16 protein-coding genes, 1 tRNA gene and 3 pseudogenes are annotated in these 21,498 nt (G+C 72.2%); 15 read left to right on the top strand and 5 right to left on the bottom strand.

Annotated elements, in window-relative coordinates; genetic code table 11:
- Positions 1-88 precede the first annotated feature (88 nt).
- The 7 genes from E4N62_RS01140 to E4N62_RS01110 all read left to right on the top strand — a co-directional run bounded on the left by E4N62_RS01140 (position 89) and on the right by E4N62_RS01110 (position 6,849).
- Complete coding sequence (locus E4N62_RS01140) at positions 89-1,120, top strand: phosphatase PAP2 family protein (RefSeq protein ID WP_230211524.1); 1,032 nt, start codon at positions 89-91, stop codon at positions 1,118-1,120.
- Positions 1,071-2,273, top strand: a complete 1,203-nt coding sequence (locus tag E4N62_RS01135; RefSeq protein ID WP_230212358.1) for a hypothetical protein — start codon at positions 1,071-1,073, stop codon at positions 2,271-2,273. Before E4N62_RS01140 ends, E4N62_RS01135 begins: the two co-directional genes overlap by 50 nt.
- Positions 2,264-3,895, top strand: coding sequence for a hypothetical protein (locus E4N62_RS01130; protein ID WP_230211523.1), 1,632 nt, complete (start codon positions 2,264-2,266; stop codon positions 3,893-3,895). The genes E4N62_RS01135 and E4N62_RS01130 overlap by 10 nt, the downstream gene beginning before the upstream one ends.
- Positions 3,892-5,235 (top strand): AAA domain-containing protein, encoded by a 1,344-nt coding sequence (locus E4N62_RS01125; protein ID WP_230211522.1) that lies wholly within the window; start codon positions 3,892-3,894, stop codon positions 5,233-5,235. The genes E4N62_RS01130 and E4N62_RS01125 overlap by 4 nt, the downstream gene beginning before the upstream one ends.
- Before the next feature lie 171 nt (positions 5,236-5,406).
- Positions 5,407-5,748 carry a hypothetical protein gene (locus E4N62_RS01120; protein WP_230211521.1) on the top strand — a complete coding sequence of 114 codons (342 nt, stop codon included), beginning with the start codon at positions 5,407-5,409 and terminating at the stop codon, positions 5,746-5,748.
- 365 nt (positions 5,749-6,113) lie between these two features.
- Positions 6,114-6,785 carry a bifunctional DNA primase/polymerase gene (locus E4N62_RS01115; RefSeq protein WP_230211520.1) on the top strand — a complete coding sequence of 224 codons (672 nt, stop codon included), beginning with the start codon at positions 6,114-6,116 and terminating at the stop codon, positions 6,783-6,785.
- Positions 6,776-6,849, top strand: a tRNA-Lys gene (locus tag E4N62_RS01110). Before E4N62_RS01115 ends, E4N62_RS01110 begins: the two co-directional genes overlap by 10 nt.
- Positions 6,850-6,932: 83 nt before the next feature.
- Here the strand turns inward: E4N62_RS01110 and E4N62_RS01105 are convergent.
- A complete protein-coding gene (locus E4N62_RS01105) occupies positions 6,933-8,378 on the bottom strand; it encodes a M6 family metalloprotease domain-containing protein (protein ID WP_230211519.1) in 1,446 nt (481 codons plus the stop codon).
- 382 nt (positions 8,379-8,760) lie between these two features.
- On the opposite strand from E4N62_RS01105, the pseudogene E4N62_RS01100 reads away from it, so the two are divergent.
- Positions 8,761-10,727: pseudogene (locus tag E4N62_RS01100) on the top strand (putative bifunctional diguanylate cyclase/phosphodiesterase).
- Here the strand turns inward: E4N62_RS01100 and E4N62_RS01095 are convergent.
- From E4N62_RS01095 to E4N62_RS01085, 3 genes are all read right to left on the bottom strand, one after another.
- Entirely contained in the window at positions 10,718-11,818 is a 1,101-nt protein-coding gene (locus E4N62_RS01095) for an LLM class flavin-dependent oxidoreductase (RefSeq protein ID WP_230211518.1), read from the bottom strand. The pseudogene E4N62_RS01100 and the gene E4N62_RS01095 overlap by 10 nt on opposite strands.
- Positions 11,819-12,077: 259 nt before the next feature.
- Positions 12,078-12,809 carry a decarboxylase gene (locus E4N62_RS01090; protein WP_230211517.1) on the bottom strand — a complete coding sequence of 244 codons (732 nt, stop codon included), beginning with the start codon at positions 12,807-12,809 and terminating at the stop codon, positions 12,078-12,080.
- A complete protein-coding gene (locus E4N62_RS01085) occupies positions 12,806-13,615 on the bottom strand; it encodes a decarboxylase (RefSeq protein ID WP_230211516.1) in 810 nt (269 codons plus the stop codon). The genes E4N62_RS01090 and E4N62_RS01085 overlap by 4 nt, the downstream gene beginning before the upstream one ends.
- Before the next feature lie 150 nt (positions 13,616-13,765).
- Between E4N62_RS01085 and E4N62_RS01080 the strand changes: the two genes are divergently transcribed.
- The gene (locus E4N62_RS01080; protein ID WP_230211515.1) at positions 13,766-14,725 is read left to right on the top strand and encodes a D-2-hydroxyacid dehydrogenase; all 960 of its coding nucleotides are present in this window, start codon (positions 13,766-13,768) and stop codon (positions 14,723-14,725) included.
- Between the two features lie 20 nt (positions 14,726-14,745).
- Positions 14,746-16,120 (top strand): annotated as a pseudogene (locus tag E4N62_RS01075) (amidase); the annotation flags it as partial.
- A 634-nt stretch (positions 16,121-16,754) separates the two neighbouring features.
- On the opposite strand, the pseudogene E4N62_RS01070 reads toward E4N62_RS01075, so the two are convergent.
- Positions 16,755-17,256: pseudogene (locus E4N62_RS01070) on the bottom strand (DUF3830 family protein).
- A 144-nt stretch (positions 17,257-17,400) separates the two neighbouring features.
- On the opposite strand from E4N62_RS01070, the gene ehuB reads away from it, so the two are divergent.
- From ehuB to E4N62_RS01045, 5 genes are all read left to right on the top strand, one after another.
- Positions 17,401-18,324, top strand: a complete 924-nt coding sequence (gene ehuB, locus E4N62_RS01065) for an ectoine/hydroxyectoine ABC transporter substrate-binding protein EhuB (RefSeq protein ID WP_230211514.1) — start codon at positions 17,401-17,403, stop codon at positions 18,322-18,324.
- The gene (ehuC, locus tag E4N62_RS01060; RefSeq protein ID WP_230211513.1) at positions 18,321-19,037 is read left to right on the top strand and encodes an ectoine/hydroxyectoine ABC transporter permease subunit EhuC; all 717 of its coding nucleotides are present in this window, start codon (positions 18,321-18,323) and stop codon (positions 19,035-19,037) included. Before ehuB ends, ehuC begins: the two co-directional genes overlap by 4 nt.
- A complete protein-coding gene (ehuD, locus tag E4N62_RS01055) occupies positions 19,037-19,687 on the top strand; it encodes an ectoine/hydroxyectoine ABC transporter permease subunit EhuD (protein WP_230211512.1) in 651 nt (216 codons plus the stop codon). The genes ehuC and ehuD overlap by 1 nt, the downstream gene beginning before the upstream one ends.
- Positions 19,688-19,697: 10 nt before the next feature.
- Positions 19,698-20,474: an ectoine/hydroxyectoine ABC transporter ATP-binding protein EhuA gene (gene ehuA / locus E4N62_RS01050; RefSeq protein WP_230212356.1), complete on the top strand. Its 777-nt coding sequence runs from the start codon at positions 19,698-19,700 to the stop codon at positions 20,472-20,474.
- Positions 20,475-20,688: 214 nt separating this feature from the next.
- Complete coding sequence (locus tag E4N62_RS01045) at positions 20,689-21,447, top strand: IclR family transcriptional regulator (protein ID WP_230211511.1); 759 nt, start codon at positions 20,689-20,691, stop codon at positions 21,445-21,447.
- Positions 21,448-21,498: the final 51 nt, after the last annotated feature.

The raw sequence follows: 21,498 nt of genomic DNA, 5'->3' as shown, positions 1-21,498 counted from the left end.
GGACATCGTCTTGCTCAAAGGCCACACCAGCACCACACACAGATGAACATCGACGCGTCGACGCGCACAGACGGGGGAGGACGTTCGGATGCCGCAGACCGAGGCGACCGAGGCGCCGGTTACCAGAAGGACCGGTGCACCGGTTACCGAGGCGACGCCGGGCACGCGGCTCCGCTGGTGGACCGAGCTACCGCTGATCCTGCTGGTGTACGGGGCGTACTCGGCCGGCCGGCTGCTCGCCCGCGGCGACACCTCCGACGCCGTCGACAACGGTCTGGCGATCCTGCGGATCGAGAAGGCGTTCCGGCTCAACGCCGAGCATCCGCTGAACCGGCTGTTCACCCGTGAACCCTGGATCGGGATACCCGCCGACTTCTGGTACGCCTCGCTGCACTACCTGGTCACCCCCGCGCTCCTGGTGTGGCTCTTCCGGTCGCACGCCGTGCGCTACCGCGCGGCCCGCACCTGGCTGCTGACCTCCACCTTCATCGGCCTCATCGGCTTCACCCTGCTGCCCACCTGCCCGCCCCGGCTGCTGAACCCGGCCCACGGCTTCGTCGACACCATGGCGTACTACAGCTCGTGGGGCTGGTGGGGCGGCGAGGCCAGCGCGCCCCGGGGCCTGGGCGGCATGACGAACCAGTACGCGGCCATGCCGAGCCTGCACGTCGGCTGGGCCCTGTGGTGCGGGGTGATCCTGTGGCGCTTCGCGGGCGACTCCCGGCTCGTGCGGACCGCGGCCGTCGCGTATCCGCTGATCACCACGATCGTCGTGATGGGCACCGCGAACCACTACTTCCTCGACGCGGTGGCGGGCGCCGCCGTGATGGGGGCGGGCCTGCTGCTGACCCCGCTGGTGCTTCGACTCGCGGACCAGTGGCGGGACTCGCTCGGCCTCTCCACCGCGGCCGCGAGCCGGTTCGACGGCGGCGGCTCACGGCCCGTGACGGAGCCCGCCGGTGCGGCCACCGCCGTCTCTCGGGCCTCGGTTTCCCCAATTGTCAGTGGTGAGTGCCAGACTTCCCCGGGTGAGCGAATTCCACGGCAGCGGATCACCGACCCCGAGCCGGGTGCCGCCCCCTCGCAGACAGGGGACGGCGCTGCGGCAGCGGCTCGCTGAGCTGCGCGGACCCGAGGTCCCCCCGAAGTCGCTGGACGCGCGCGCCCTCGCCGCGCTCGCGGCCAACCCCGGCTGTGAGCGCCGCGCGCTACTGGACGGCGCGGGGGTGAACAAGGCGGTGCTTGCGGGCGCGCTCGGCTCGCCCTCCGCCTTCGGCCAGTCCCAGTTCGCCTTCATGCGGGGCAACGCCTTCGAGGCCCGGGTCAAGGCCGACGGCGGCGCCGAACTGCTGCGGTTGGTGCACGAGAGGCTGGACCCCGGTGCCGAGCCGCCGGTCTCGGCCTCGGTCCCCGACCTCGCCGCCGTCGGCCCCGAGGGCCGCGCCGCCCGTACGGCACTGGCGTTGCGCGACGCCACGGACGCCGGCGGCTGGACGCTGCTGGACCACCCCATGCTCGCGCTCGACGTCGCGGGCTCCCCCGCGTTCCTGGAACCGGACGCGGTGGTGGTCCACCCGGACGGCACCTGGTCGGTCGTCGAGATCAAGTCCTTCCCGATGCTGGACGGTTCGGCGGACCCGGCGAAGGTGGGCGCCGCCGCCCGCCAGTCCGCGGTGTACGTGCTGGCGCTGGAGGAGGTCGCCGCCCGGCTCGGCGGCGAGGCGCGCGGCGGCGCCCCCGCGCCCGAGGTGCGCCACCGGGTCCTGCTGGTCTGCCCCAAGGACTTCACCAACCTCCCTACGGCCGCGGCGGTGGACATCCGCAAGCAACGCGCGGTCACCCGCCGACAGTTGACCCGGCTGACCCGGATCGAGGAGATCGCGGACGACCTCCCCGAGGGCACCTGTTTCGCCCCCGACCTGCCCCGGGAGCAGCTGGCCACGGCCGTCGAGGCGCTGTCCGCGACCTACGCGCCCGAGTGCCTCGCCGCCTGTGAGCTGGCCTTCCACTGCCGGACCCGTTCCCGTTCCGAGGGCGCGGTGACGTCCCTGGGCCGGGCCGCGCGCGCGGAGTTGGGCGGCCTCACCACCGTCGACGACGTCCTGGCGGCGGCCCACGGCCTCGCCGGCGACCCGGACGACCCGGCCGTGGCCGCGCTGCGCAGAGCGGCGGAGCTACGGGCGGAGGCGCTGGGGGCCGCCGGACTCGGCGCCGCCGCGCTGCCCGGCTCAGCGCTGCGCGGCTCGGCGCCGGAGGGCGTTCCGTGTCGCTGATCGCCACCCTCGCCCGTCTGGAAGCCGTCAGCTCGGGCCGCGCCCAGCCCGCCGCCACCGTCCTGCACCGGCATCTCTCCTCCCGCCCCCTCGTCCTCGTGCCGCTGACCACCGCCGGTGAGGCCGGGGCCCCGCTCGGCGCACTCGTCGGCACCGACCGGGACACGCCCCGGCTGCTGGTGGTGCCCCAGCCCCGCGACCGTGACCTGCGCTTCGCGTTCCTCGCCGAACTGGCTGACATCGTCCTGCCGTACGTGGACTCCTACGCGGACGTGGTGGAGGCCGCCGAGCGCAACGAGACCGACCCGGAGACCGGCAAACGCGTCAAGGTCGAGGTCGAACTGTGCGCGGATGCCCCGCAGTTGATCCTGCCGAGCCGGACGGGCATCGACTTCGTACGACTCCTCGGGCGTTCCATGCGGTTCAGGCGCACCGCGGAGCAGGACCCGGAGGCACCCCATCCGGCGCCGCCGCGCGTGCCGTTGCTCGGGCGGTGGCTCACGCACTTCGGGGAGCGGGCGCGGGTGCCGGGCTCCTCGCTGCTGCTCGCGCTCACCGATCTGCTGTCGCGGCACTGGGCCACCGGCCAGTCCGGTGTGGAGGACCAGCACCTGGCCTCGCTGCTCGCCTGGATCGACCCGCCGGAAGGGGAGTCGGGCGAGGCTGCGGCGCGGCGGGCCGAGCTGGCGCGGGACGCCGAGGGCCAGTTGCTGTGCCCGCCCGCCGGGCCCGCGACCGACCCGGCGTTCGACAACAAGCTGCTGGCCCCGGCCATCGAGCGGTACGACCGGGCGCGGCTCGCGCTGGCCGCCGCCGAGGACGGCCTGGAGGCCGACGACCGGCTGGGGGCGCTGACGGCCGCCGAGCGGGAGATCCGCGCCCTGGTCGAGAGCCGCACCCGGCCCACCTGGGACGCGGTCTGGCACGGCCTGGACCTGCTGCGCGCCCTGCCGGAGGGCGCCCACGCGGCCGACCGGTGGACCCGCGACCGCTGGTCCTTCACCGGCCACCGCGACCGGATCGTCGCCGGGGAGCCCCCGCAGCCGCGCGTCGACGACGCGGTCACGGCCGCGAACAAGCTGGCCGCGCGCGAGCGCGAACAGGCCCGCCTCGACGCCCAGGAGGCCCTGGACGACCCCCTCGTGATGGCCGGGCGACGGCTGTCCGGGGAGGCGTTCGCCGGTGAGGTCGTGGACGTCGTGATGGCGTACAGCGAGGGCAAGCGCCCGAGCCCGCGGCCGCTGGTGACCCTACGGACACGCGACCGGCCGCATCTCGGGGAGCGGGCGAAGGTGTACCGCTCGCTGGGCGGGAAGCCACAGACGGCGGAGTTCGTCGGACACGAGCCGGGCGGGCCCGACGAGCCTGGCGAGGCGGCCGACGCGGGCGAGACCCTGCTGGTGCTGCGGATCATGGACAAGATGGGCCGGGGCAAGGAGCCGGAGGTGGGGTCCGTCCCCGAGAAGGGGGACCGGCTCTGCTTCACCCTCTTCGAACACGACCAGCGGGGCGGGCCGAAGCTGCCGGACCCGGAGGAGACACCGTGGACGCACGGCGGGCCGCCGGGTGAACCGGACGCCGTACCGCTGCCGGACCCGGTGACCGAGGAGGACGTCCTGTGACCCCCACCGAGGCCGTGCTCGATCCCGGGGCGGCGGCCGGCCGCGCGACCGACGCGATCCTGCGCGACACGCTGCACGGTCAGGCGCGCGGTGTCGTCGTCGACTCGCCGCCCGGTGCCGGGAAGTCGACGCTCGTCGTCCGCGCCGCGCTCGAACTCGCCACGGCCGGGCGCCCCCTGATGGTCATCGCGCAGACGAACGCGCAGGTCGACGACCTGGTGCTCCGGCTCGCCGAGAAGGACCCGGAGCTCCCGGTCGGCCGACTGCACAGCAGCGACAGCGACCCGTACGACAAGGCGCTGGACGCCCTGCCGAACGTACGGAAGTCGACGAAGGCCGCCGAGCTGGCCGGGCTGGACGTGGTGATCTCCACGGCCGCGAAGTGGGCACACGTCAAGGGCGTCGAGCCCTGGCGGCACGCGATCGTCGACGAGGCGTACCAGATGCGGTCGGACGCGCTGCTGGCGGTGGCCGGGCTCTTCGAGCGGGCGCTGTTCGTGGGTGACCCGGGGCAGTTGGACCCGTTCGCGATCGTGGGCAGCGAGCAGTGGGCGGGGCTGTCGTACGACCCGTCGGCCTCGGCTGTGACGACGCTGCTGGCCCACAACCCCGACCTGCCGCAGCACCGGCTGCCGGTGTCGTGGCGGCTCCCGGCGTCGGCGGCACCCCTGGTCTCCGACGCGTTCTACCCCTTCACGCCCTTCCGCAGCGGCACGGACCACGGGGACCGGCGGCTCGGGTTCGCGGTGCCCGCGGACGGCTCCGGCCCGGACCGGGTCATCGACGAGGCCGCCGAGTCGGGGTGGGGGCTGCTGGAGCTGCCGGCCCGGCACACCCCACGGACCGACCCCGAGGCGGTACGGGCCGTCGCGCGGGTCGTCCGGCGGCTCCTCGACCGGGGCGGGGCGGCGACCTCGGAGCGGTCCGAGGAGCCCGTGCCGCTGACCGCCGACCGGATCGCCGTCGGCACGGCCCACCGTGACCAGGCGGCTGCCGTGCGCTCCGCGCTGGCCGAGCTGGGGGTCGCGGACGTGGTCGTGGACACGGCGAATCGGCTCCAGGGGAGGGAGTACGACGTCACGGTCGTCCTCCATCCGCTCTCCGGGCGCCCCGACGCGACGGCGTTCCACCTGGAGACCGGGCGCCTGTGCGTCCTCGCCTCCCGGCACCGGCACGCGTGCATCGTGGTGTGCCGGGCGGGCGTGACCGACCTGCTCGACGACCACCCGTCCACCGAGCCGGTCCAGCTGGGGGTGACCGTGAAGTTCCCGGACGGCTGGGAGGCGAACCACGCGGTGCTGGCGACGCTGGCGGAGCATCGGGTGAGCTGGGAGCCCTAGGGAGCGGGGCCGGCCGGGGTGTCGCGGGGGCGCGGGTGTGCGAGGGCCGGCGTGTGGGGCGCCGGTCGGGCTCGATGCCCACTTGCGCGGTCACGAGAGAATGGACGGTGGCCCTCCACCCGGGACGCCCGGGGGCCGGCCGACTGAACCGTCGTACGAGGAGGAGAAGACATGGCGGAGCCCACGTCGCGTCGGAACGAACCGCGGCTGCGGCCCGCACCGCTGCTCTTCGAGCCGGCGGAGGCGGCCGGCGACCCCGAGCACTTCTTCGATCTGGAGTCGATCGACGATCCGCGGGCGTTGCTGTCGCGGGCGACGGAGTTGGCGCAGGCGTTCCGGGCGGCGGCGGACCGGGCCGTGGAGTTCCAGGCGATCGCCGCGGCCCAGCTCGCCGATCCTCGGCGGTTCGATCGGCTGACCTCGGCGGACATCGCGGAGCGGGCGGAGTGGACCGAGGACTACGCCAAGAAGATGGTGGAGTTCGGGCGGGATCTGTTGCGGGGCGGGATGTGAGTGGGCCGGAGTCCATCTGAGGGGCTGGGCGGGACCGGGGCGCTCGGTGGCTCGGGGTTGCGGCTGAGCTGAGGTGGCGCGGCGGGGTGGTTGGCGCGTCGCCCGGTGGCGCAGCTGGGCGGGGGGGCGATATCGCTCACCGGCGCTTGCCGGGCGCCGCCTGCGCCCACCCGAAACACCCCCTAGCGGCACGACTGCCTGCAGGTAGGACGGCCCCGACTCCCCGCGGCCAGCACGGCTTGGCGGGTACACGAAACACCGTCTGGCATATGCCGGGTGGGCAAGATACCCCACTTGCTTATCTCGTGTACCAGTTTCCGGTAACTGCTCGGGGGCGCGTGGTCACGGGCGGTAGACCTGGACGCATGAGCGGTGGAGTGGGGACGGGCAGGTATCCGGAGGACGGGGTCGATGTCGCCGGCGTCACGGCGGAGGGGGCCGCTTGGCTCGCCTCGGCAGGAACGTATCCGCGGAGCACGCTGACGCTGTGGGAGGAGAGGCCGACCGCCCCCGTGGTGCTGCCGTGCGGCTCCGTCTTCGATGTCGTCAGCGTGCCGGCGCTCTTCGGGCGGCGCATGCTCGACCGGTTATGGGCCGAGGGCCCCGGCTCCGGACCGGTCGCCGTCTACCGCGGGCGCGTGCTCCTGTTCGGCGCCCCCGGCACCGCCCAGCGGCTGCCCACCCTCCTGGAGTGGGAGGAGTGGGGCTCCCCCGGCCGCACCGGCGCGGTCCCGCCCCTGCTCTGTCATGGCACCGGTGACGCGGTCACCGTCCCGCCCGTGCTGGCCCCCGAGGGCTCCCGCGGCACCGACGGTTCCCGGGCCGCCGGGACCTCCGGCACCCCCGGTGTCACCCGCCTCGGCTCCCGTTGGCTCGTCGCCCCGGACACCCGGCGACCTTGGCTTCCGGGGCCCGAGGTACTGCTCTGGGCGGCGGTGCGGGCGGCACGGTCGAGGGCCTCCGCGACCGTGCGTGTATCGATTTTTCCTCCCGCCGATCAGGGTGCTAAGGTCTACGACGTCAGCAGGCGCCGCTAGCTCAGTTGGTTAGAGCAGCTGACTCTTAATCAGCGGGTCCGGGGTTCGAGTCCCTGGCGGCGCACGACACGAAGAAGCCCCTCGCGGAAGCGAGGGGCTTCCTTCGTATGCCTCCACGCGGGCCCTCCGCCCCCCATGCACAGCACCTCACCGCCCCGTCGTGATCCGCACGGTCCACGCGCCGGACGTCGTACGCCCCTCCACGTCCACCCGCACGGCCTCCCCCGGCACCGTGAAGCTCTCGCCCACGCCGACCGGCGCGTCCGCGAGGGGCGGGTAGACGGACTCCTCCCAGCAGGCTTCGGTGCGCGGGTGGGCGTCGAGGACCTCCATGGGGCCGCCGCCGGACTCGGCCCCGCTGCGGATGCGGTAGACGAGGACGCCCTGCGTGCAGACGGAGGCGTCGTTCCCGACCGCGCCCCGCGCCTCGATACCGAGCGCGCTGTCGGGACCCGTACGGACGACCGCCAGCTTCGTACCCCGGCCGGCGCCGAACCCTCGCGCCCCGGCCGCCACGCCGGTGACACCTCCACCACTGGTGCCGACACCGGGACCGGGAGCCGCCTCACCGACCTCGGCACGGGCACGGATGTCGGCACCAGCACCAGCACCACGCCGCCCCCTCCGCCCGCGTACCCCACCTCGCCGGCACCGGTCTCCGCGCCCTCCTCCGTCTCCCCTCGTACGCCCCCGCGGGCCCGCCCCCACCGCCTCCAGCGTCAACCGGGTCGTCCCGGCGCCGTGCACACACGTCACCTGGTGGGGTTCCAGCCAGCCCAGCTTCCACTTGTGCCAGGCGAACAGGTCCGGGGCCAGGGCGAACTGGCTGCCCATGAGGTCCCAGTCGCCGACGTGGGTGTCCCAGTCGCCCTTGCCGTCGGCGGGGCGGCGGTAGAGGTCGGGGAGGTCGAAGACATGGCCGGTCTCATGGGCGAGGACGAGGCGGTCCGGCGGATGCCGTTCGAACACGGTGACCACCCGGCGCAGACCCGTGCCGTCGACCTTCAGCGGGGTCTGGAGGTTCACCACCTTCGTCGCGTCCGAGTCGACACCGGGCGCGTGCGGGTCGGCCACGAAGTACACGATGTCGTAGCGGGAGAAGTCGACGTGCGGGTCGGCCGTGGCGAGGGCGTCCCTGAGGTAGGCGGCCCGGTGCGTCGCATTCCAGTCACGGCGTATGGCGTACGCCGTCGACGGCTGGGGCATCTCCAGCCACTCGCGGCGCGGGTGGGAACGGAGGGCGAACTTGCCGTACGACGCGCGTTCGAAGAACTCGCTGGTGGCCGGAAAGTGATCCGCGGTCAGCTCGGCCGGTGTGGTGAGAGGGGCCGCGTCCGGGAATGACAAGAATACGAGTACGGCGTCGAGGTCGCGGGTGGGGCGTGGATACGCGGAATTCCAGGTGTCGAGGCCCTCCGAGTGGTGCGCCTGGGTGCGCCGCAGGGTGCACGACTCCGACAGCGGTACGGCGGAAGGAGCCGCGATCAGGGAGGTCGCGGCGAGTGCGGTGAGGGAGGTGAGCATGGCCGTTGTGCTGCGCAGCACGGGCGCCCGGTCGCCGAGGAGTTCCTTCCAGGGGAGCGGACGCTGCACGGGGACCTCCGGATGCGGATCTTGGGGACGCCGCGTCCAGATTTTCGGAATTTGTAGTACTACGCCCTGTTTGCCTGCACCAGAAGAGTGAGGAGCGGTCTCTCGACCCCGCCCGCCCGCACCTCGGGGCACGGCCGTCGACACCCCGGATGCTCACGGAACGTCACAAGCGATCCACGGAACGGGGAAGCCGTTCGGCTCGGGGCAGAAACGATCTGTCAGATCAGGTCGTTGTTCAGGGAGACTGGAGAGTGGCTAGAAGGCCCTGGGGTCAGCCTCTATGATCGGCACACTTTCCTGCACGGACACGGCTTGAGCGCCCCTACGTACCAGGTTCGGCCGCTCCGACGAGACATATGAGATCCGTACGAAAACGAGTGCACTGCGGGAGCGAACGGTGAGCGGAACGTCCCAAGGGCCGGCGCCCGCGGCAGATCTCGTCCGGCCGGCGATTACAGAGCGTCACGCCAATGCCTCAGTTCAGTCGTCTGAGCCGCCCCAGCCGCCTCAGTCGCCCCAGCAATCTCAGCCGCCTCGGTCGTCGGAGGAGAGTCCCACGACACCCGCCGCCTTCTCCCTCGCGCCGCTCGCCATGGCCGTCGTCGACCGGGACGGGCTGGTCGTCACCGCCAACGGGGCGATGGAGACCCTGCTCGGGACGGCCTCCGAACCGCTCGTCGGGCGGGTCGCCGCCGACCTGGTGGACCTGGCCTCGGACACCCGCACCTGGCACGCGTACCGCGAGGTGCTGCGCGGACGGCAGGCCCGGCTGCGCTGTACCCGACGGCTGAAACAGCCGGACGGGACCTGGTTGTGGGTACAGGTCTCGGTGGCGCCGCTGCCCGAGGAGGAGCGGGCGGTCCTGCTCTCGGTCGCCGACATCAGCGCGAACCGTCAGCTTCAGGCCAGGCTCCGCCACTTGCAGATGCACGACCCGGTGACCCGCCTCCCCAACCGCACCCTGTTCTTCGAACAGCTCTCCGCCGCCCTCGAACGGGAGGCGTACGACGAGGCCGGCACCGGCCGAATCGGTCTGGTCTACCTGGACCTGGACGGGTTCAAGGCGGTCAACGACACCCTCGGCCACCGCGTCGGCGACCGGCTCCTCACGGCCGTCGCCGAGCGGCTCACCCGCTGCGCCGACGAGGCCGCGCTCCTGCGCACGGCCGGAACGGCGGCCGGGGCACCGCTGGTGGCCCGGCTCGGCGGTGACGAGTTCGCGCTGCTCGTGGAGGACTCCACCGGCACCGAGCAACTCGCCGATCTGGCCGACTCGGTCCTCAAGGCGCTGCAGGCGCCCTTCGACCTGGCCGGTCAACGGCTGTCCGTCTCCGCCTCGATCGGAGTCGTCGAACGGCAGTCGGCGAGCACCACGGCGACGGGGCTGATGCAGGCCGCCGACACGACGCTGTACTGGGCGAAGGCCGACGGCAAGGCCCGCTGGACGCTGTTCGACCCGGAGCGCAACGCCCACCGGATGACCCGTCAGGCCCTGTCGTCCACGCTGCGGGCGGCCGTCGGGCGGGGCGAGTTCGTCCTGGAGTACCAGCCGTTGGTGGGCATGGCGCAGGGCGAGGTGCGCGGGGTCGAGGCGCTGGTGCGCTGGCATCACCCGACGTTCGGCCTGTTGACGCCGAATCGGTTCATCTCACTGGCCGAGGAGGACGGTTCGATCGTCCAGCTCGGACGGTGGATTCTGGCCACCGCCTGTCGGCAGGCGCGCCGCTGGCAGACGGACCATCCCGACCGGGCCCCGATCTTCGTCAGTGTGAACGTGGCCGTCCGCCAGGTCTGGGACTCCGATCTGGTCGCCGACGTCGCCGAGATCCTCGCGGAGACCGGCCTCGCCCCGCACCTGCTCCAGCTGGAGCTCACCGAGTCCGCGCTCATGGGCTCGGCCGGACGCCCCCTCCAGGCGCTCAAGGCCCTCAGCGACATGGGCGTCCGCATCGCCATCGACGACTTCGGCACCGGGTACTCCAACCTCGCCTACCTCAGCCGCCTGCCCGTGTCGGTGCTGAAGCTGGACGGCGCGTTCGTCCGGGGGTTCCAGTACGAGGACGGCGAGGAGGGCGGGGTCCCGGCGGGGCCGGGGCTCCCGCCACCGCCGGGGACGTCGGGGACGCCGGACAGCCCAACCCCGCCGACGAGATCATCGTCGAGGCGCTGGTCCAACTCGCCCACCGGCTCGGGCTGTCCGTCACGGCGGAGGGCGTGGAGACCGACGCGCAGGCCTCACGGCTGCGCCGGCTCGGCTGCGACACCGGGCAGGGATGGTTGTACTCCCGCGCGGTGCCGCCGGAACGGATCGCGGAACTGCTGGGGGCGGCGGCCTGCCCTCAGGCCTGACCCCCGGTGCGCGGCAGGTCGTAGGCGTCCGCGATCAGGTCGTACGAGCGCAGGCGGATGTCGGCGCTGTGGGCGTGGGTGGTGAGCATCAACTCGTCGGCGCCCGTGCGCTTGTGGAGGTCGTCGAGGCGGGTGCGCACCTCGTCGACGGTGCCGTGCACGACGTCCGCGTTCCAGGAGTCGATGAAGTCCTGTTCGACCAGGCTGAACTCGTACACCTCCGCCTCCTCCGGCGTCGGGACGAGACCCGGGCGGCCGGTGCGCAGCCGGACCATGTTGAGCGCGGCGGCCCTGACCTGGCGGCGGGCCTCCCTCTCCTCGTCCGCGGCGAGGGCGGAGACACCGATCAGCGCGTACGGGGCGTCCAGGACCGGTGAGGGGCGGAACGACTCGCGGTACAGGTCGAGCGCCGGGATCGTGTTGCGTGCGGAGAAGTGGTGCGCGAAGGCGAAGGGGAGGCCGAGGGAACCGGCGAGACGGGCACTGAAGCCGGAGGAGCCCAGCAGCCAGACCGGGGGCCGGTGCGGGGACTGGACTCCGCCCGGTGAGGTGCTCTGGATCGGGCCCGGGACCGCGTGGATACGGCGGTAGGGGTGGCCGTCGGGGAAATCGTCGTCCAGGAAGCGGGTGAGCTCCGCGAGCTGCTCGGGGAAGTCGTCGGCGCCCTCGTTCAGGAGAGCCGAGCGGCGCAGGGCGGCGGCGGTGGCGCCGTCCGTGCCGGGGGCGCGGCCGAGGCCGAGGTCGATACGGCCGGGGGCCATGGCTTCCAGCGTGCCGAACTGCTCCGCGATCACCAGAGGGGCGTGGTTGGGGAGCATCACGCCGCCCGATCCGAGGCGGATGCGGGTGGTGTGGGCGGCGAGGTGGGCGAGGATCACGGCCGGGGAGGAGGATGCGACGCCCGGCATGGAGTGGTGTTCGGCGACCCAGTAGCGGTGGAAGCCGCGGGACTCCGTCTGGCGGGCGAGGGTGACGCTGGTGCGGAGGGCGTCCGTGGCGGTGCGGCCGGCGCCGACGGTGACCAGGTCCAGGACGGAGAGGGGGAACTGGGCGGTGCCCTTGGTTTCGCCTCGTATCTCGTCTGTGGTCACGGTGGGGCCTCCTGGGGGCGGGCGGGGTCGCGGGGTGCGTCGGGCGCGTACGGGGTGGGTAACAGGAGGGTGGCTCCGGTTATTCCTCGCCCCCGCCGCCCCTACCCGTCCCGTCCTCAAGGGGTTGCGCCCCTTCGACCCCCTTTCGCGCTCCGCGCGGGTGGGGGACGCGCGGGTTCGGTGGGGGCTGGTCGCGCAGTTCCCGCGCCCTGAGGAATCGGCCCTGCGGGCCTCTTCCTCAGGGGCGCTCGCCCGGGTGCTACGCCTGCACGATCGGTTCGCGGGTGAACAAGGTGCCCAGTTCGGGGGCGTTGACCCTTCTGTCGGCCAGCCTCAGGGCCTCCCAGACCGTGACCTGGTTGGCGGTGAGGACCGGTTTGCCGAGTTCCTTCTCCAGGGTGGGGATGTGGGAGGCGGTGTGCAGGGCCGTGTCCGGCAGGAGCAGGGCGTCCGCGTCGGGGTGGTCGGCCGCGCGGGCGAGGGTGAGGACGTCGTCCAGGGTCCACGTCCCCACCTCCGCCGCCGTGACGATGCCGGCGCCCCGGACGGAGAGGACCTCGATGCCGGCCGCCGCGAGGAAGTCGACGAAGAGACGGGCCACGTCGTCGGGGTAGGTCGCCGCGACCGCGACCCTGGTGGCACCCACCTCCCGGGCCGCGTGGGCGAAGGCGAAGGACGTGGAGGAGGCGGGGAGGCCGGCCGTGCGGGCGAGGGAGCGGATCTGCTCGTGCGCGCCCTCGTAGCCGTGGACGAAGCTGCCGCTGGTGCAGGCCCAGACGACGGCCTCCGCGCCGGACAGGCGGAGGGCCTCGCAGCCGGCGGCGAGCCGTTCGGGGGCACCCATCTCCCGCAGGGCGTCGACGCGGTGGGCGTCCTCGCCGATGTCGGTGTGCACCACGTCCACCCGGATGTCACTGCCGAGCAGTTGCTCCATACGCGGATAGTCGTCCTCGGCGGAGTGGCCCGGATAGAGGAAACCGAGTGCGGTCATGCCCAACCTTCCTGTTCTTCCGGCAGTACCGGCGGTGGCGGAACAGGTCCCGCACCGAACGTCTGCCTGGCCGACTCGTCGAGCAGAGCCTGGTACGGACCCACCGCCCGAGTACCCAGCTGACGCAGTGCCGCCCATATCGTCACCTGGTTGGCCGAGATCACCGGCATCCGCAGTTCCGCTTCCAGCTGGGGGATGACGTCGTAGGTGGGGAGGTTGGTGCAGGAGATGAAGAGGGCGTCCGGTGCGGTCGCCCGTACCGCGCGGTGGGCCATGGCCACCACGTCGTGGTACGGGACCTTCCAGATGTGCCGGACCAGGCCGAGCGAGGCGCGGCCGGTGACCAGGATGCCCGCCTCGGCGAGGTACTCCTCCAGGGACTGGGTGACGGAGACGGTGTACGGGGTGACCAGGGCGATACGGTACGCGTTCAGCTCGGCCAGGGCTGCGAGCAGCGCGCCGGAGGTGGTGACGGCGTGCGCGGCGCCCGCGCGGATCATCGCCTCGCCCATCGCGCGCTCCCCCGCCACCCCGCCGACGAAGCTGCCGCTGGTGCAGGCGTAGGCCACGACCTCGGGCGCGACCTCGTTCAGGGCCATGACCGCCTCGTGCAGCGTCTCGTGCTCGGAGACCAGCCGGGCCAGGTCGAGGCTCACCTCGACGGGGACGTACGGGGTGCGGGTGAGGTGCAGGGAGACGTCGTCCGGGACCCAGCGCCAGAGCTCGCGGTCGAGGGCGAAGTCGAACGGGGCGATGACACCGACGCCGCGCTGCGGACGGGGTCCACCGAGGAAGGAGACGTTCATGACAGCCACCGGCCTCACGGAGAGAGATGTGCGGACGACAGAACGTGCGCAAGTCCGTGTTGACGAAGGTAGGTTCGGGTGCGAGCGTGGTCAATCAGTGCATGTCACACGCCTCTCCACCGGCCACGTCTCGCCCCGGGGGCCTCGCCCATGACCTCGTCCCAGCGTCCGCGTCTCCTCGTCCTCGACGCCGAACCGCGTCCCCGGCTCGGGCGGCTCACCGGGCGGGCGACGGTCGAGTACGCCGACGCCTCGACGCTGGCCGAGCGGCTGCCGTACGCCGATGTGCTGCTGGTGTGGGACTTCACCTCCCGTGCGGTGCGCGGCGCCTGGCCGGGGGGCGGGCCCCGGCCGCGCTGGGTGCACACGGCCAGCGCGGGTGTCGACCATCTGCTCTGTCCCGAACTGGCCGCCGCCGAGGACACGGTGGTGACCAACGCGCGCGGCGTGTTCGAGGCGCCGATCGCCGAGTACGTGGCCGCGCTCGTGCTCGCCATGGCCAAGGATCTGCCGCGCAGCTGGGAGTTGCAGGGGCGGCGGGAGTGGCGGCACCGGGAGGCACTGCGGGTGGCGGGCAGCCGGGCGTGTGTGGTGGGGTCCGGGCCGATCGGGCGGGCGATCGCGCGTCACCTGGGGCTCCTCGGTCTGCACACGGCCCTGGTCGGGCGGGTCGCGCGGCCCGGTGTCCACGGTCCGGAGGAGCTGGACCGGTTGCTGGCCCGCGCCGACTGGGTGATCGCGGCCGCGCCGCTGACGGAGGCGACGTACGGCATGTTCGATGCCCGGCGGTTCGGGGTCATGCAGCCGTCCGCGCGGTTCGTCAACGTGGGGCGCGGGCAGCTCGTGGTGGAGGACGCGCTCGTGGAGGCGCTGCGCAAGCGGTGGATCGCGGGGGCGGCGCTGGATGTCTTCGAGCGCGAGCCGCTGGGCCCGGACGACCCGCTGTGGGACGTCCCCGGGCTGATCGTCTCGCCCCACATGAGCGGGGACACGGTGGGGTGGCGGGACGAACTCGGCGCCCAGTTCGTGGAGTTGTTCGAGCTGTGGGAGGCGGGAAAGCCGCTGCCCAACGTGGTCGACAAGCAGCGCGGGTACGTGCCCGGGCATTGAACTCCCCTGGGAGGGGCCGGATGTCGGAGCTCACGGAACTGTCCGCCGTACGACTGGTCGAGGGGTACCGCAAGGGCGAGTTCAGTCCCGTTGAGGTGACCCGGGCGGTGCTGGAACGGGCCGAGCGGGTGCAGCCGGACGTGAACGTGTTCGTCCGGATCGACACCGGGTCGGCGCTCGCGCAGGCGCGGGAGTCGGAGGGGCGTTGGCGGCGCGGGGAGCCGGCCGGGGCGGTGGACGGGGTGCCGGTCACGGTGAAGGACATCCTGCTGATGCGGGGCGGGCCGACCCTGAAGGGCTCCAGGACCATCGCGGAGAAGGGGAGTTGGGACGAGGACGCGCCCTCCGTGGCCCGGCTGCGGGAGCAGGGGGCGGTCTTCCTGGGGAAGACCACGACGCCTGAGTTCGGCTGGAAGGGCGTCACGGACTCGCCGCTCAGCGGGGTGACCAGGAACCCGTACGACCTCTCGCGTACGGCCGGGGTTCGAGCGGGGCGCGGCGGCGGCCGTCGCGCTCGGGGCGGGCCGCTGGCGCTGGGCACGGACGGGGGTGGCAGCGTGCGGATTCCGGCCGCCTTCTGCGGGGTGTTCGGGCTGAAGCCGACGTACGGGCGGGTGCCGCTGTATCCGGCGAGCGCGTTCGGCACGCTGTCGCACGTGGGGCCGTTGACCCGGGACGCGGCCGACGCGGCGCTGATGCTGGACGTGATCTCCGGTCCCGACGCGCGGGACTGGTCGGGGCTGGGGCCGGTCTCCGGATCGTTCGTCGACGCGCTCGCGGGTGGGGTGCGGGGTTGCGGGTCGCGTACTCGGCGACGCTGGGCGGGCAGGTCGCCGTGCGGCCGGGGGTCGCCGGCGTGGTGCGGCGGGCGGTGGAGGGGCTCGCCGGGCTCGGGGCGTACGTGAGCGAGGCCGACCCCGACTTCTGTGATCCGGTGGAGGCGTTCCACACGCTGTGGTTCAGCGGGGCGGCGCGGGTGACGCAGCGGATGGGGGCGGGGCAGCGGGCGCTGCTGGATCCCGGGTTGCGGGAGATCCGGGACACCGGGGCGCGGCTGTCGGCGCTGGAGTATCTGGCCGCGGTGGATGTGCGGATGGATCTGGGGCGGCGGATGGGGGCGTTCCATGAGCGGTACGACGTGCTGGTGACGCCCACGTTGCCGGTGACGGCGTTCGAGGCGGGGTGGAGGCGCCGGGAGGTTCGGGGCATCGGCGGTGGACGGGGTGGACGCCGTTCACGTATCCCTTCAACCTGACGCAGCAGCGGCGGCGTGTGCCGGTGGGGGTGGACGGGGGTGGGTTGCCGGTGGGGCTTCAGGTGGTGGCGGCCCGGCATCGGGATGACCTGGTGCTGCGGGTGGGGCATGCGTTGTACGAGGCGAGGGTGGCGGGGGTTGGCAACTGCTGGCCTAGGAGCGCGCATAAGGCCGCTTTGACTCGATCGTGTGATGGTCGGCTTCCTGGCTTGCGGCGTCCTGGGCCGTCCGGGTTGACGTGATCGCGCGATCATGGGACGCCGGACATGGCGCCAGCGTGCGGGGCCCCTGCTTCACCGGAGAGATGGTTCGGGGCCTGCCCGTCGCCGCTGGCCGTATCCACTTGGCCAGGTCGCACACCGGCCTCCCGGGATCGGACCACGCACAGGATGCGTGTCGCTGCCTCGGGGTTGAGTACGCCAGGGACCAGTGCGCTCAAGACCGTTCGGGGCGTGCGGCTGAGTCAGGTTCACTCCTGCTCAGTTTTCAGGAACGGTGCCTGCGCCTGCCGTCGGTGGCTCCCGCGTTTGATTCGCCCCGCCGCCCCTACCCGTCCCTCCCCACCCAGGGGCGCTGCCCCTTCGACCCCGAGGGGTGGGTGGGTTGTCGGAGGGGTGGGGGCTGGGGTGGTCGGGGCGTGTGCGGGTGGGTGGGGTTGCTCGCGCAGTTCCCCGCGCCCCTGAAAGCAGGGGCTGCGCCCCGCGCTTTTCATCCCTCGGCCCCACCGGGCCGACAGCCGCCCACGCACCCGGACCCCCGAGCTATGAGGCGCCCCTACGCCCTGCTGAACCGCAGCGTCTCCCCCGCCGCCCCTGTTCTCCACAGGTCGTTGCACGCGGCCGCCATCTCCTCCAGGCCCTCGACCACCTGGCCCCAGACGATTCCCGGTACCCAGCCGACGTCGCCGTTGAGGAGCAGGTTGTTGCGTTCGTAGAAGAGGGCCAGGTCCACCAGGGTGGTGTCGGGGCGGACCTGCGCGTCGTAGCCGTACGCCTGCGTGGCGAGTTCCGTGCCGGCGAAGGAGAAATAGCAGAGGTCGCCGGGGATGGGGTGACGGTGGGGTTTTCCAGGGGTGGCTCCTGGGGGCGAAGGGCGGGAAGAGGGCGTAGATCTCGTTGCGGGCGTACTTGGCGTGGTAGACGTCCCCGGACAGCGGCAGGGCGTCCCAGACGGCGGCGCACGTGCGCGGCGCGCGGTCGTCTAGGAGTTTCGCCCGGCACACGACCTGACGCTTGAGCAGGGAGATCTCCAGATAGCGGTCGGTGGTGTCCGTCATGTCTTCCATATGTCTTCCATGGTGCCGTCGGGGTCAAGGGCGCCTCCGAGGGGCGGCAGGGGCCCGGCCCGCGTGTGTGCGGGGGTCGTGAAGGGCGCCGCGGTGGCGTGAATACATCGCATCGGGTCGGGTAGCCGCGCGCCCATGGCTCCAGCAACGAAGACCTCCGGGAGAACCGGGAAGACACGCGGCCCCAGCCGCCGGTCCCTGCTCGTCGGCGCCTCCGCGCTCGCCACGGCGGGCGCGCTGGGCGCCGCCGGGTGCAGCAGGGTGGCCACGGCCTCCGGTACGGAGGGGGGTGAGCTGCTGGACCGGCTGCGGGCGCAGGGCGTCGTCAGGCTCGGTATCGCGGGCGAGATCCCGTTCGGCTACATCGACACCGACGGAGAGCTGACCGGCGAGGGGCCGGAAGTGGCCAGGGTCATCTTCAAGCGGCTCGGCGTGGAGCGGGTCCAGCCCGTGCCCACCGAGTTCGGGTCGCTCATACCCGGGCTGAACTCCCAGCAGTTCGATGTCGTGTCGGCCGGGATGTACATCAACCCCGAGCGCTGCGCGGAGGTCATCTTCTCCGAGCCCGACCACCAGATGCTGGACGCGTTCGTGGTGCGGAAGGGCAATCCGAAGGGGCTCAACGACTACGCGGACGTGATCCGGGCCAAGGCGAAGTTCGCCACGGGGTCGGGGTACGCGCAGATCGCGCACGCCGTCGAGGCCGGGTACCCCGAGAGCGACATCGTCATCGTGCCCGACCAGGTGGCCGGGCTGAACGCCGTGGAGGCGGGCCGGGTCGACGTGTTCGCGGGGACCTCGCTGACCACCCGTGAGGTGGTCAAGAAGTCCCGCACGACGGAGGCCACGAAGCCCTTCGCCGCGCTCGTCGACGGCAAGCCGCGGGTGGACGGCGCGGGCTTCGCGTTCCGGCCGGCCGAGACCCGGCTGCGGGACGCCTTCAACGTCGAGCTGCGGAAGATGAAGGAGAGCGGCGAACTGCTGCGGGTGCTGCGGCCCTTCGGGTTCACCAAGGTCGAGATGACCGACCTGACCACGAAGGAGCTCTGTCGCGCATGACACCGGGACTCTGGGAACTGGTACTGCGCGGTGTCTGGGTCACCCTCCAGCTGCTGGTGTTCGGCGCGCTGCTGGCCACGGCCGTCTCCTTCGTGGTCGGGGTCGCCCGCACCCACCGGCGCTGGATCGTCCGCTTCGTCGCGGGCCTCTACACCGAGGTGTTCCGCGGTACCTCCGCGCTGATCATGATCTTCTGGGTGTACTTCGTGCTGCCGCTGGCCTTCGGCTGGCAGCTCGTCCCGATGTGGGCGGGCGTCCTCGCCCTCGGACTGACGTACGGGGCGTACGGCGCCGAGATCGTGCGCGGCGCCCTGACCGCGGTGGATCCGGCGCAGCGCGAGGGCGGTATCGCGCTGAGCTTCACCCCGTGGCAGCGGATGCGGCTGATCCTGCTGCCGCAGGCGGTGCCCGAGATGATCCCGCCCTTCGCCAACCTGGTGGTCGAACTCCTCAAGGGCACGGCGCTGGTGTCGGTCATGGGCATGGGCGACCTGGCGTTCAGCGGCAGCCTGGTGCGGCTGGCGCTCCAGGAGAGCGTGGAGATCTACGCGTATCTGCTGCTCATCTACTTCGTGATCGCCTTCCTGCTGACCCGGGCCATGCGGGTGCTGGAGCGGCGGTTGAAGGCCGGGGTGGGCAAGGCCCCGGTGAGGAAGGCGGCTGTGCCGTCGGCGCGTGTCCCCGAGGGCGCGGGCGCGGGAGGTGCTGCCTGATGAACTGGGACTGGAACGCGGTCACCGACTTCCTGCCGCACTTCTGGGACGGACTGCTGGTCACGCTGCAGGCGCTGGCCCTGGGTTCGGTCGTCTCCTTCCTGCTCGGCCTGGTGTGGGCGCTGCTGGTGCGGACGCCGACCCGCTGGGTGAGCTGGCCGGTGGGCGTGGTCACGGAGTTCATCCGGAACACTCCCCTGCTGGTCCAGCTGTTCTTCCTCTTCTATGTGCTGCCGGAGTGGGGTCTGACCTTCTCGGCGCTGACCACGGGCGTCTTCGCGATCGGGCTGCACTACTCGACGTACACGATGCAGGTCTACCGGGCCGGTATCGAGGCGGTGCCGACGGGCCAGTGGGAGGCGGCCACGGCGTTGAACCTGCCGCTGCGACGCACCTGGACGGTGGTGATCCTGCCGCAGGCGGTCCGCCGGGTGGTGCCCGCGCTGGGCAACTACGTGATCTCGATGCTCAAGGACACTCCGATCCTGATGGTGATCACGGTCCCGGAGATGCTGAGCGAGGCACGGCTCTACGCCCAGGAGACCTTCCGTTTCACCGAGCCCCTGACCGTCATCGGGGTGGCCTTCATCCTCATCTCCTATTCGGCCTCCCTGCTTCTGCGAACCCTGGAGCGACGCCTTGTCCGCTGACACCCCGCTGATGAAAGAACCCGAGTCGCCCGGCGAGCGCGTGGCGGACACGAGCGAGCTGATCCGCTTCGAGAACGTGACCAAACGATTCGGCAGCAACACCGTCCTCGACCGGCTGGACTTCTCCGTCGACGCGGGCAAGCACGTCACGCTGATCGGCCCGTCCGGCTCCGGCAAGACGACGATCCTGCGCCTGCTGATGACCCTGACCAAGCCCGACGAGGGCACGATCACCGTCGGCGGGCAGCGGCTGTTCCCGGCGAGCGAGAAGCAGCGCCGTGAGGTCCGCAAGAACATCGGGATGGTGTTCCAGCAGTTCAACCTCTTCCCCAACATGAAGGTGCTGCGGAACATCACCGAGGCGCCCGTCACCGTCCTCGGGCTCTCCAAGGACGAGGCCGAGGCGCGGGCCCGGGAACTGCTCGACATGGTCGGGCTCGCCGACAAGTGCGACGCGTACCCGACCCAGCTCTCCGGCGGGCAGCAGCAGCGGGTGGCCATCGCGCGGGCCCTGGCGATGCGCCCGCAGGTGCTGCTCCTCGACGAGGTGACGTCCGCGCTCGACCCCGAGCTGGTCGCGGACGTGCTCGACCTGCTCAGGGACATCGCCCGCACCACCGACATCACGATGCTCTGCGTGACCCACGAGATGAACTTCGCCCGGGACATCTCGGATCAAGTTCTGATGTTCGATTCTGGCCAGGTGATCGAGTCGGGCAGCCCCGAGAAGATCTTCGGCGATCCGTCGCACGAACGTACGCGGGAATTCCTCGGCGCCGTCCTCTGACTACGGCACGTGAACGACTGATCACGCGGGAACACCCGAGGTCCATCCGCCGGGCCATACCTCTGGCATATGCCAGAGTGCTGGTCCGGCAGATGGGAGGCCCGGCGATACCGGCATTTTCTCGCGAACAACCCCTCCACGTACGCTTCTTGGCCCGTATCGTGGGAGACGGCAAGCTGTCCGAAAAACGGCCCGAGAAGCGCAGGGGGAAACCGTGGCGCTCAAGCACGAGCCGACCGCGCCGTACCACTCGGCCCAGGACGCGCTGCGCGTCCTGGAGACGGTGGCGCGGCACGCAGGTGGCGTCACCGACGCCGAGATCGCCCGTCGCACCGGCGTCGACAGTGAGCGGTTGACCGCGCTCCTGCGAATGCTGCGTCGCGAAGGGTACGTGGAACAGACCACCGACGGCGCCTATGTCACCGGTGCCGCACTCGCCCGGCTGGGCTCCACGCAGGGTCATGACCAGGCCCTGCGCGAGCAGCTCCAGCACACCCTCGACCGGCTGCGCGACTCCGTGGGCGCGGCCGTCTACGTCACCCGCTATCTGGACGGGGAGATCCAGGTCACCGGCTGGGCCGACAGCCCGGCCATGCCCGCCGTCCACGAGTGGGTCGACTTCCGTTCCTCCGCCCATGCCACCGCGTTCGGCAAGGGCCTGCTGGGCCAGCTCGACCTCAACGGCCGCCGCGACCACCTCTCGCGGCACCGCCCGGCCCGGCTCACCGCCCGCACGATCACCAGCGAGAAGGTGCTGCTGAGCAAACTCGACGCCCAGACCCCCACGGTCCCCGTCCTCGACCTCCAGGAGTACGCGCCGGGCACGGTCTGCGCGGCCGTCCCCCTCACCGCGGGCTCCGCCGTCGGCTGCCTCGCCCTGTCCCTGCCACTGCGGCAGGCGCACCGGCTGCGGGCGGCGGCGAACTCGCTGAACCGGGGAGCGGCGCCGGTGCTGCTGTCGTTGGCGATCTAGAAACGCAGGAGACTCCCGACATCCGGCACCCGACATCCCGCAGAGATCCAG

Origin of the sequence: Streptomyces sp. MNU76, from assembly GCF_020982545.1 — a bacterium.
Classification (GTDB): Bacteria; Actinomycetota; Actinomycetes; order Streptomycetales; family Streptomycetaceae; genus Streptomyces.
This window is presented reverse-complemented; position numbering and strand designations above follow the sequence as displayed.

Coding starts and splice junctions, on each gene's coding strand:
- E4N62_RS01140 (WP_230211524.1), top strand. CDS start 89: ATGCCGCAGACCGAGGCGACCGAGGCGCCGGTTACCAGAAGGACCGGT.
- E4N62_RS01120 (WP_230211521.1), top strand. CDS start 5,407: ATGGCGGAGCCCACGTCGCGTCGGAACGAACCGCGGCTGCGGCCCGCA.
- E4N62_RS01115 (WP_230211520.1), top strand. CDS start 6,114: ATGAGCGGTGGAGTGGGGACGGGCAGGTATCCGGAGGACGGGGTCGAT.
- E4N62_RS01090 (WP_230211517.1), bottom strand. CDS start 12,809: ATGACCGCACTCGGTTTCCTCTATCCGGGCCACTCCGCCGAGGACGAC.
- E4N62_RS01085 (WP_230211516.1), bottom strand. CDS start 13,615: ATGAACGTCTCCTTCCTCGGTGGACCCCGTCCGCAGCGCGGCGTCGGT.
- E4N62_RS01080 (WP_230211515.1), top strand. CDS start 13,766: ATGACCTCGTCCCAGCGTCCGCGTCTCCTCGTCCTCGACGCCGAACCG.
- ehuB (WP_230211514.1), top strand. CDS start 17,401: ATGGCTCCAGCAACGAAGACCTCCGGGAGAACCGGGAAGACACGCGGC.
- ehuC (WP_230211513.1), top strand. CDS start 18,321: ATGACACCGGGACTCTGGGAACTGGTACTGCGCGGTGTCTGGGTCACC.
- ehuD (WP_230211512.1), top strand. CDS start 19,037: ATGAACTGGGACTGGAACGCGGTCACCGACTTCCTGCCGCACTTCTGG.
- ehuA (WP_230212356.1), top strand. CDS start 19,698: ATGAAAGAACCCGAGTCGCCCGGCGAGCGCGTGGCGGACACGAGCGAG.